The organism is uncultured Azohydromonas sp. (genome assembly GCF_937926365.1).
Taxonomy (GTDB): domain Bacteria; phylum Pseudomonadota; class Gammaproteobacteria; order Burkholderiales; family Burkholderiaceae_C; genus Azohydromonas.
On record NZ_CALAOH010000039.1, the window covers coordinates 1 to 10,541 of the forward strand.

6 protein-coding genes and 1 pseudogene are annotated in these 10,541 nt (G+C 72.6%); 4 read left to right on the forward strand and 3 right to left on the reverse strand.

Annotation, left to right across the window (positions count from 1 at the left end; genetic code table 11):
- A pseudogene (locus tag Q0741_RS03710) lies at window positions 1-244 on the reverse strand (recombinase RecA); the annotation flags it as partial.
- Between the two features lie 328 nt (window positions 245-572).
- Here Q0741_RS03710 and Q0741_RS03715 point away from each other — a divergent pair.
- Window positions 573-1,715: a hypothetical protein gene (locus tag Q0741_RS03715; RefSeq protein WP_298231848.1), complete on the forward strand. Its 1,143-nt coding sequence runs from the start codon at window positions 573-575 to the stop codon at window positions 1,713-1,715.
- 101 nt (window positions 1,716-1,816) lie between these two features.
- Here Q0741_RS03715 and Q0741_RS03720 read toward each other — a convergent pair whose 3' ends face one another.
- Both Q0741_RS03720 and Q0741_RS03725 read right to left on the reverse strand, forming a co-directional pair.
- Window positions 1,817-5,107 carry an EAL domain-containing protein gene (locus tag Q0741_RS03720; protein ID WP_298231849.1) on the reverse strand — a complete coding sequence of 1,097 codons (3,291 nt, stop codon included), beginning with the start codon at window positions 5,105-5,107 and terminating at the stop codon, window positions 1,817-1,819.
- A gap of 182 nt (window positions 5,108-5,289) precedes the next feature.
- Complete coding sequence (locus tag Q0741_RS03725; protein WP_298231850.1) at window positions 5,290-7,359, reverse strand: diguanylate cyclase; 2,070 nt, start codon at window positions 7,357-7,359, stop codon at window positions 5,290-5,292.
- A gap of 434 nt (window positions 7,360-7,793) precedes the next feature.
- Here Q0741_RS03725 and Q0741_RS03730 point away from each other — a divergent pair, with 434 nt between their 5' ends.
- The 3 genes from Q0741_RS03730 to Q0741_RS03740 form a co-directional block, all read left to right on the forward strand.
- Entirely contained in the window at window positions 7,794-8,246 is a 453-nt protein-coding gene (locus Q0741_RS03730) for a hypothetical protein (protein ID WP_298231851.1), read from the forward strand.
- Window positions 8,247-8,333: 87 nt separating this feature from the next.
- Window positions 8,334-8,906 (forward strand): NnrU family protein, encoded by a 573-nt coding sequence (locus Q0741_RS03735; protein ID WP_298231852.1) that lies wholly within the window; start codon window positions 8,334-8,336, stop codon window positions 8,904-8,906.
- Window positions 8,906-10,541, forward strand: a 1,636-nt coding sequence (locus Q0741_RS03740) for a M1 family metallopeptidase (RefSeq protein ID WP_298231853.1), incomplete at its 3' end; no start/stop codon positions are given. The genes Q0741_RS03735 and Q0741_RS03740, both read left to right, overlap by 1 nt.

The following is a 10,541-nucleotide window of genomic DNA, read 5'->3' on the forward strand; positions in this document are numbered from 1 at the left end:
GGCCCTGCGCCGCCAGCGCCGGCCCCAGCAGCCGCCACTCCAGCACGGCGGGCTGCGGCTGCAGCAGCTCCGTCAGCGCCCCGCCGGGCCAGCCGCCGCCGGGCAGCTCGCGATCCAGCGCCTCGAAACCCGTGGCCCAGGCAGCCGCGCCGCCCTGCCCCAGCTCGCTGCCCCGCCACAAACCCGCCGCCACGACCGGCGGCAATGAATTCAGGGCAGCGCCGGAGGGCAGAACAGTGGGCATGGATGGCAGATACTGTGTTTTCATACAGTATCTATCACCTGGGACCGAATTTGCACGCGGTGGTGCGTGCGCAACAACTTTTTTTGAAGCCCGTCCCCGCCAGGCACGAAGGGCGCGGCGTACTCGCGCCTGCGGGACAGTCCCGAGATGGCGCGTGGCGTTTTGGGAACGGCATTTGCCATGAAAATTCCTGGCCTGAAATACCACCGACCTTGGTCACGGTTTCCGTTGGCACAAACCCCTCCCGCTTCCTGAAAAAGAGGGATAAAAACTCACCCGGCAGTGACTAATCTTGCCGCGCAGACCGGGGTCTGCTGGGGGAATCTTCATGAAACCGCATTTTCTCGCGGCCTTGCTGGCCGCTGTTTCCATTTTCAAGCCCGCATTTGCCGAAGACGGCGAAACATTTACGCCGCGGCCGGCCGGCGCGCAATTCCAGGCCACGCAATACCGGGTTTACAACCTGGGCTCGGTGGAAGGCGGCGAGAGCTTCGCGCGCGCGGTCAGCAGCGACGGCAAGGCGGCCGGCTACGTGAGCTTCAACATCCTCGGCGGCAAGCGGCCGGCGATTTTCGAGCGTGGCAAGGCGCCGGTGCCCATCTTCACCGACGGCCGGGGCGAGGCCACCGGCATCAACCGCCTGCGCGAGGTCGTGGGCTGGTACGTGCAGGGCACCAGGCGCCAGGGATTCCTCTGGAGAAACAACACCATCACCACGATCCTTTCTCCCATCGGCGGCCAAAGCCATGCCGCGGCCATCAACAACAGTTCCGTGGTGGTGGGCTGGTACGAAGTATCTCCGGGCATCACGCATGCCTTCCGTCATCAGAATGGCGTGACGACCGATTTGGGCAACTGGGGTGGCCGCTCGTCGCAGGCCACGGCCATCAATGCCAAGGGCGATATTGCCGGATTCAGGGAAATACGGGTCAACGGAAAATGGGTGAAACAGGGCGTGCGCCTGAAGGCGAACGGCACGCGCCAGATCATCAGGCCCCTGGCCGGGTTCGATAACCTGGTGCCCACGGAAATCAACGACACCGGCGACCTGGCCGGATCCATGTCGCTCAATGCCAGCGATTTTCCTTTCGACGCCGCCGCCTTCATCGTCAAGGGCGCCTCGAGCACCACGGTGACGCGGCTGACGCCGGCGGGCTGCTGCTTCGGCAGCGTGGGCTACTCGCTCAACAACAGCCGCAAGGTGGTGGGCTTCCGCTTCGACCGCCTGGCCGACCCTTCCGAGCTCGGCTGGCTGTGGGACGTGACCGCGGCGCAGGAGGTGTCGCTCTACACGCTGCCCGAGGCGCAAGCGGCCGGCTGGTACCGGCTGTCGGAGCCGAGCGACATCAACAACAACGGCGTGATCGTCGGCCAGGGCGCCATCCGGCCAGCCACCGGCGGACAACTCATGCGCGCCTTCATGCTGGTGCCCATTCCGGCGCTGACGAGTCCGACCGGGCAGGCGCAGTGATGCGGCGCCCGCGCCGCCGTTCGCCCTGAGCGGGTCGAAGGGCCTGCCGGCCGGCCGTGCCGGGGGCTTCGACAGGGCCTGTCCCGAGCTTGTCGAAGGGCTCAGCCCGAACGGGCGCCTTCGGTCCGAAAAGCCCGTTGGCCCTCGGCCGCGTCGTTCTTGCTCAGCAGCTGCAGCTTGGGCTTGGCGGCCTCGGTGCGGGCCGCCTGCGAGGCCTGCTGCTGCTCGACCCAGGCTTCCAGGTCGTGCGGCGGCAGCGGCTGCGCGTAGTGGTAGCCCTGCAGCTCGTCGCAGGCCACGCCGCGCAGCGCCATGGCCGTGGACTCGTCCTCCACGCCCTCGGCCACCACGCGCAGCCCCAGCGTGTGGGCCATGCCCACGATGGCGCGCGGCACCGCCAGGTGCGTCGGGTCCAGCGCCAGCTCCGCCACCACCGTGCGGTCGATCTTGAGCGCGTCGATGGGGAAGCGGTGCAGGTGCGGCACGCTCGAATAGCCGGTGCCGAAGTTGTCGATGGCCAGCTCCACGCCCAGCCGCTTGAGCGCCAGCAGCTGCTGCAGCATGAACTCCACGTCCTCCATCACCGCCGATTCGCCCAGCTCCAGCTCCAGCAGCTTCGGCGCCACGCCATGGCGCTCCAGCGCCGCCTGCAGCGCGCTGGCCAGCCCCGGCTCGCGCAGCTGCACCGGCGAGAGGTTGATGGTCACCGGCACCGGGGCGAGTCCCTGCGCCTTCCACTGCGCCTGCTGGCGGCAGACCTCGTCGATGACCCAGGCACCGAGGGGCACGATCAGCCGCGAGGACTCGGCCACCGACACGAACTCCGCCGGCCCCACCGGGCCCAGCCGCGCGCTGTGCCAGCGCAGCAGCGCCGCCAGGCCCGACAGCGAGCCGTCGTGCGCCGCCACCCGCGGCTGGTAGTGCAGCGTGAACTCGTTGCGCTCCAGCGCCTGGCGCAGCTGCGCCTCCACCAGCATGCGCCGGTGCGCGCGCTCGTGCAGCTCGGCCGTGAACAGGCAGGCCGCGTCGCCGCCGCGTCCCTTGGCCTGCATCATGGCCGCGTCGGCGCGGCGCATGGCCTCGTCCACGTCCTCCTCGGGCGGGCACAGCGCCACGCCCACGCTGCAGCCCAGACGCACCTCGGAACCGCCCACCACGTGCGGATGCCGCAGCTGCGGCAGGAAGCGCTGCTCCACCAGGCGCAATGCTTCCTCGCCGTCGCGGATGCCTCCGAGCGCCACGCCCAGCTCCGCGCCGCCCAGGCGGCACACCACATCGCCGCCGCGCACCGTCTCCAGCAGCCGCTGCGCCACCGCGCGCAACAGCGCGTCGCCGGCCGGTCGGCCCAGCGTGTCGTTGACGTTCTTGAACCGGTCCGGGTCGATGCACAGCACCGCCACCTGCTGCTCGCCCTGGCGCGCGCGCTGCACCATGGCCCGCAGCCGCTCCACGAACAGCACCCGGTTGGGCAGCCCGGTGAGCGCGTCGTGGTACGCCAGGTAGCGGATGCGCTGCTCCTGCGCCTTGCGCTCGCTGATGTCCAGGGCGCTGAAGATGGTGTAGCGCCGCGGCGTCCCGGTGGCCTCGCCCTCGCTGACCACGGTGGCCGACAGCCAGGCCGGCACCGTCTTGCCATCGGGCCGGTGCAGCCACACCTCGCCTTGCCAGCGGCCCTGCGTCTCGATGACGCGCCACAGCCGCTCGATGAAGTCGCGCCCCATGTCCTCGGACAGCAGCTGCTCCAGCCCGCGCCCGACCACCATGTCGGTGCGGCAGGCGGTGAGCCGGCACAGCGCCGGGTTGAGCGAGACCACGTGGCGCGAGGCATCGCAGATCGCGATGCCCTCGGTGGCGGCCTCGAACACGTGCAGCCACAGCGACAGGCCCTGCTCGCCCCGCTTGACCTGGTCCACCGGCGTGAACACGGTGAGCACCGCGTCGCGCCCCTCGTAGGCCAGGCGCCGCGCCGACAGCACGCCCCAGCCCGTGTGCGCGCCGCCGTGCCAGCGCACCTCCAGCTCGTCAACCTGCCCGCGCTCGGCCAGCAGCCGCTGCAGCTGCGCGCGCACCGCCGGCTCCAGCCCCGCGCTGAGCGGGTCGCTCTGGCGCTGGCCGATCCAGGCCAGCCCCGGCCCGTTGGCGTGCAGCAGCTCGTGCGTGGGCAGCGCCGTCACGATGATGGGCAGCGGCGTGATGTCCGCCAGCCGCTGCCGCGCCTGCAGCGCGCTGAGGGTGGCGTTGAGCTGCTGCTGCTCCTGGTGATGGCTGCCCAGCCGCGACAGGACATGGTTGAAGGCATGCGCCACGGTGCCGAACTCGTCGCGGCTGTCCCACTCCATGCGGCGGCTGATGTCGTTGCCGCGGCGCACGGCGCGCGCCACGTCGCTCATGTGCTGCAGCGGCCTCAGGATCTGGCGCGCCGCGGCCCAGGCGTAGGCCAGCGCGCCCAGCAGCAGCAGGCCGCCGCCGCCGAGCTGCAGCATCAGCTTCTGCCGCCGGCCGTCGATGCGCTTTTGCAGCAGCCCGCGCAGCGGCGCCGTCAGCCGCGAGCCGTACTCGTCGATCTGCACCAGCAAGGCCTGGTGCGTGGACAGCAGCGGCTTGAGCGCCTCGGCCCCGGGCGCGTTCGGCGCCAGCGCCAACGCGCGGGCCTCGCGGCTGAAGGCCTCCACCGCCGCCAGCACCTGCGCCTGCACCGCCAGCGCGCCCAGCACCGGCTCGTCGAGCACGCGTGCCTTGGCGTGCTGGCCGTCGAGCTCCATCAGCCGGGCCTGGCCCACGAGCTGGCCTTCGAGCATGAAGTAGCGGTTGCGCCAGTCCTCCACCGGCTCCCTCGGCACCGCGGCGGTGCTCAGCAGCAGCTCGCTCACGCGCTGCGCCAGCACCAGCAGCTCCGGCAGCCGCTCCACCATGATCGGCACCACGTAGCGGCCGTCGGCCAGCGCCGGGTTGTCCCCGAGCCCGGACTGGAAAGCCAGCTGCGACACCACCAGCTGCCCCTGGCGCAGCACCTCCGCGCGCAGCGCGGCCAGCGTGGCGCGCCCCTGCGCGTCCGGCTTCTGCTGCGCGGGATCCTTGGTCAGCCGCTCCACCGCCTGGCGCAGCGCCCCGCCGACGGCCTCGGCGCACTGCGGCACCTGCATCAGCACCGCCGTGGCCTGGCGCGAGACCAGCGATGTCTCCGGCGCCGCGGCCGCCTGCAGCATGCGGTTGACCTCGACGATGCACGCCAGCCCGGCGAGCTCCAGCTGCGCGCCCGTGAGGATGCGCAACCGATCGCGCACAAGCACGCTGCCGGCGGACAGCGCCACCACCAATGGCAGCAGGCTCATCACCAGCAACTTGCGGCCCACGCTGAGGCGGCCTAGGAGCGACGAAAGGACGCGCGGCATGGCAGGTACTTCAACGAGCCGTGGGCGCCGGGACGGCGTGAGGAACACCCGCCTTCATCCACGACCGACGCCAGCCCCTGCGGTTTGGACCGCAAGGTCTGGCTCAGTCTGCATTGTCCCCGGGCCCTACACCATCCCGGCCGAAACGCAATGGCCGGAACCCGGCCACCGTGCGCACTTGTTCACACCGTGGCAGGGTTTTCGTCCGCCGGTGCGGGCTTCGCGTCCCCCAGCGGCCGCGGCGCGGCATCGGGCACGCCCGGCGCCGGCGGGGCCGCCGGCACCCCGGCGGCGCTGGCCGCCTCCACCTCGGCCAGCGAGGACACGCGATTGCGGCCCCCCTGCTTGGCGGCGTAGAGCGCGCGGTCCGCGCCTTCCACCAGCGACTGCACCCGGGCGCCGGGGCCGGGCACCAGCGTGTGCATGCCCACGCTCAGCGTCACGCGGCCTTGCACGCCGTGGCGGTGCTCGATGGCCAGGAGCACCACCGCGCGGCGCACCAGCTCCGCCACCACCCGCGCGCCATCGGCATCGGTGCCGGGCAGCAGCATCGCGAACTCCTCGCCGCCCCAGCGCGCCACCAGGTCGCCCGGGCGGCGCGAGACGCCGCGCAGCGCCATCGCCACGCGGCGCAGGCAGGCGTCGCCCTCGGGATGCCCGTAGCTGTCGTTGAACTGCTTGAAGCGGTCCACGTCGATCATCAGCAGGCTCAGCGCCTCGCGCTGGCGCTGCGCCACGCGCCAGGCGTCCTCCAGCGCCGCGTCGAAGCGGCGCCGGTTGGCCAGGCCGGTGAGCGGGTCGAAGGCCGCCAGCCGCGCCAGCTCCTCGTTGCTGCGCGCGAGCTGCTCGTGCGCCGTCTGCAGCTCCATCTGCGTGCGCCGCAGCTCGGTGATGTCGGTGCGGATGGCGATGTACTGGTAGGGCTTGCCGCGCTCGTCGAGCAGCGGAACGATGGTCGAGTCCACCCAGTAGGTGCTGCCGTCCTTGGCGCGGTTCTCGATCTGGCCCTGCCAGACGCCGCCGCGCGCGATGGTGCGCCACATCTGCTTGAAGAACGAGGCCGGGTGCCGGTCCGAGCGCACGATGCTGTGCGGACTGCCAATGAGCTCCTCGGCGCTGTACTTGGACAGTGCGCAGAAGCGCTCGTTGACGCTCAGGATCACGCCCCGCACGTCCGTGACCGCCACCACGGCGTGCTCGTTGATGGCGTGCTCCAGTTCCGCCAGGCGGCGGTTGGAGCCCTGGAGCTCGCGCGTGAGCGCCTGTTGCGCCCGCAGCGTGCGGTGGTTGAACAGCCCCGCGAGCACCAGCCCCGCCACCACCACCACCACGGCCGCCGCGTTGAGCCAGGCCGAGCGCCGCCACGCGGCCAGCACCTGCTCGCGCGACAGCGCCACCACCACCATCACGGCGTAGGACCCGGAGTGCGCGAAGCTGTACTGGCGCTGCACGCCGTCCAGCGGCGAGATGGCGGTGAAGGTGCCCGAGCGCGCGAGCGTGTAGTGCTCGCGGTTGAGCGCCGAGTCCTTGAGGTCCACGCCCAGCGTGGCCTCGCTGTAGGGGCTCCGCACCAGCACCGTGGCGTCGCGGGTGTTGAGCGACAGCAGCGCGTCGCGGCCGAGCTCGAAGCGGTCCAGGTACTGCTGCAGGTGCTTCATCGACAGCGCCCCCACCACCACGCCGGCGAAGCGGCCGTCCGCATGCGCGAGGCGCCGCGACAGCGGCACCACCCACTCGCCATGCGGCTCGGTGCGGTAGGGCCGGCCCACGTACAGCTCGTCGCGCGCGCTGGCGCGGTGCAGCGCGAAGAATTCGCGCCCGCGCGCGGAGGTTTCGTAGCGCGGCACTGCATAGGAGCTCACCCGCAGCTTGCCCGCCGCGTCGTAGACGTACACGTCGTGCAGCGCGGGCTGCAGGCTGATGCGGCGCAGGATCTCGTCGCGCAGCGCCTGCGTGGGGCCGCCGCCACGCTCGTGGGGCGCCAGCGCCGTGCGCGAGACCACGGCCATGAAGGCGTCGGCCTCGCGCAGCGTGACCTCCACGTGGTCGAGCACCGACTCCGCCAGGTTGGCGCTGGTCTGCTGCGCCTGGCGCAGCGCGCTCTCGCGCGCCTGCCACAGGAAGACGCTGGCCGCGGCCACCAGCGCCACGCAGGCCAGCAGCAACACCGCACCCACGCGCAGCGCCGCGCGCGAGCCCGGCGCAGGCGCCGCGGCCTGAATCGGGGCTGGGTCGGAGTGGACAGAGGTCATGGCATGGAAAACATGCCGCAGCACGCACAGCGCCACCGGCAACAACGGTGGCGTTCTCGGCACGACGCGGCGAGCGGCGCTGGGCGCGCCGGCTGCTCCCCATCGGCATCCGCCGGCCGGACTTGAGCCCGCCGCGCCACCCAAAGGGTGTCAATCCGTTCACGGTCCCACGGAGTGAGCGCCCGCGGCACCGCCGCCAGGGGGCTTGCACGGCAATCCGGGCCGTGCCCGGGATCCCCGGGATGCGGGTCAGCCGCTTGCTATGTCCCGGTGCAAGCCCCGCCGCATCGCACCGGACACCGTTACCGAAGCACCGACCGCCTGCCGCCGAGCCGCCGCCCGCCAGCGGTTGCCCAGGACGCGCCGCGGCTTGGCGCCAAGGCCTGCCGGCGCGGTACGGCGACCGACCGTCCGAACTCCCGAATTGCACCGCCATGTCCAGCTTGCGCCCCCGGGCCCGCTACCGGCCCCCCACCCATTCCTTCTTCGGCAGCCCCTTCACGGCCCGCATGCGGCCGGAGGAGGCGGCACAACTGGAGTCGCTGGCCGATCTGCTGCAGCACTTCTGGATGCAGCTCAACCGCGCGCGCATCCAGCACCTGTGCCAGGCGCTGGCGGCGGAGAGCCTGGAAGCGCTGTGGCGCGACCGTATCCGCGAGATCCAGGCCCTCATCGAGCGCGTGGGCGTGCTCGGCCCGGAGCAGGCCGTGGAGGGCCTGGAACGCGCGCGCAACGCGGTGGAGGACTGGGAGCAGCAGGTGCGCCGCTTCTTCGCCGGCCCGGTGAAGATGGCCGACTACTGCATCCTGCAGAACCGCCTGGAGTGCATGGCCCGCGCCATCGACCTGTGCGTGCGCATGTGGCAGCTGCAGGAGGGGCGGGAGTAGGGCCGGCGCCGCGGCCCCTGAGGTTGCGGGCGCATCGGGGAGCGCGCCTATGATCCGGCGCACCCCCTGACGCGGAGGACCCCCGCCATGACGCTGCTGCTGCTCGGCCTGCTCCTGTTCCTGGGAACGCACTCGGTGTCCATCCTCGCGCCCGACTGGCGCCGGGGCTGGATCGCGCGGCACGGAGAGAGGCCGTGGAAGGGCCTGTACTCGCTGGTGTCGCTGATCGGCTTCGCGCTGCTGATCGTGGGCTACGGCTGGGCGCGGCAGTCGCCGGTGGTGCTCTACACGCCGCCGACCTGGACCCGCCACCTGGCACTGCTGCTGATGCTGCCGGTGTTCCCGCTGCTGCTGGCCGCGTACCTGCCCGGGCGCATCAAGGCCACCGTGAAGCACCCGATGCTCGCGGCGGTGAAGCTGTGGGCGCTGGCGCACCTGCTGGCCAACGGCACGCTGACCGACGTGCTGCTCTTCGGCGGCTTCCTGGCCTGGGCGGTGGCCGACCGCATCTCCGTCAAGCGCCACCCGCGCGGCCCCGTGCCCGGCGCCCCGCCGCGCCCGGCCAACGACCTCATCGCCCTGGGCGCCGGGCTGCTGCTGTACGTGCTGTTCCTCGCCGGCACGCACGCCTGGCTGATCGGCGTGTCGCCGCTGGCCTGATGCCCGCGCAACCGATGGCCGCGGCATGCCTGGCGGCCCTGCTCGCCGCCCTGCCCCTGGCCGCGGCCGCCGCCCCGGTTGCGCCGCCAACCGCTTCCCATCGTCTGACGCTCCACCTCGACCCCGCCGCCGGCCGGCTGCAAGGCCACGACCGCCTCACCCTGCCGGCCCGGCACCGCGGCGCGCTGCTGCTGGAGCTGGGCGAGGCGCTGGAGCTGCACTCCGCCACGGCCCAGGGCCGCGCGCTGCCCTTCACGCGCGAGGGCGGGCGCGTGCGCATCGCGCTGCCGCCGGGCACCGCCTCGCTGGAGCTGCGCTACGCGGGGCGCCTGGCCGGCGCCGAGCCGCCGCGCGTCGCGGCCGAGGGCAGCTGGCTGCCGGGCGACTTCGCCTGGTATCCGCGCCTGGGCTGGTCCGACGCGCTGGAGGTGGAGGTCCACACCCCCGCCGGCCAGCAGGCCGTGCTCACCGGCGCGCTGCGGCGCGAGCACGGCGACGGCGAAGGCACCCGCGCCGTCTACGCCGCCTATCCCGGCGAGCCGCCCACGCTCTTCGCCGGCCCCTGGCAATGCCAGGCGCGCCGGCACCGGGGCCTGCGCTTGCGCGCCTGCTTCCATGCCGAGGCCGCCGCGCTGGCGGGCGCCTACCTCGACGACGCTGCGCGCCACATCGACCGCTACGCCGCGCAGCTGGGCCCCTACGCCTATGCCGGCTTCGACATGCTCTCGGGCCCCGACCCGGTGGGGCTGGGCTATCCGGGCCTAACCTACGTGTCGCGCGCCATCCTGCCGCTGCCCTTCATGCGCGCGCGCTCGCTGCCGCACGAGGTGCTGCACACCTGGTGGGGCAACGGCGTGCGCGTGCGCAGCGGCGGCGGCAACTGGGCCGAGGGCCTGACCACCTACCAGAGCGACTACGGCCTGGCCGACGCCGCCGCGCGCGAGCGCATGCGCCGCGAATGGCTGCGCGACCACGCCGCGCTGCCCGCCGCCGCCGACCAGCCTCTCACCGCCTTCGTCACCAAGGCGCATGCGCGCGACCAGGTCGTGGGATACGGAAAAGGCGCCTTCGTCTTCCACATGCTGGAGCAGCAGCTCGGCACGCCGGCCTTCGACGCCGGCCTGCGCCGCTTCTACGCCGCGCAACGCGGCCGGGAGGCGGGCTGGGCCGAGCTGCAGTCCGCCTTCGAAGCGGCCTCGGGGCAGCGCCTGGACGCCTTCTTCAATCAGTGGCTCAAGCGCGCCGGCGCGCCCGCGCTGGCATTGCGGGACGTGGATTGGCGCGACGACGGCCTGAGCTTGACGCTGGCGCAGACGCAGGAGGGCGCGCCCTACGCGCTGCGCGTCCCGGTGGCGGTGGACACCGAGCGCGGCGGGCGCGAGACGCACTGGGTCACGCTGGAGGGCGCCGCCACGCGGGTGGAACTGGCGACCCGCGCCCGCCCGGTGGCGCTGCAGGTGGATGCGCAGGCGGACCTGTTCCGCCGCCTGGTGCCCGGCGAGCGCGCGCCGATCCTGCGCGACCTCTTGCTGCAGCCCTCGGCGCAGGCGGTGCTGGCCGGCGTGCCGGAGGACGCGGCCCCCGCCGCCCGCGCCCTGGCCGCGCAACTGCTGCCCGATGCCGCCGCGCCCGTGG

Bases quoted from the DNA above. Each gene is read 5' to 3' on its own strand.
- Q0741_RS03730 (WP_298231851.1), top strand. From the start codon at position 7,794: ATGTCCAGCTTGCGCCCCCGGGCCCGCTACCGGCCCCCCACCCATTCC.
- Q0741_RS03725 (WP_298231850.1), bottom strand. From the start codon at position 7,359: ATGACCTCTGTCCACTCCGACCCAGCCCCGATTCAGGCCGCGGCGCCT.
- Q0741_RS03735 (WP_298231852.1), top strand. From the start codon at position 8,334: ATGACGCTGCTGCTGCTCGGCCTGCTCCTGTTCCTGGGAACGCACTCG.
- Q0741_RS03715 (WP_298231848.1), top strand. From the start codon at position 573: ATGAAACCGCATTTTCTCGCGGCCTTGCTGGCCGCTGTTTCCATTTTC.
- Q0741_RS03720 (WP_298231849.1), bottom strand. From the start codon at position 5,107: ATGCCGCGCGTCCTTTCGTCGCTCCTAGGCCGCCTCAGCGTGGGCCGC.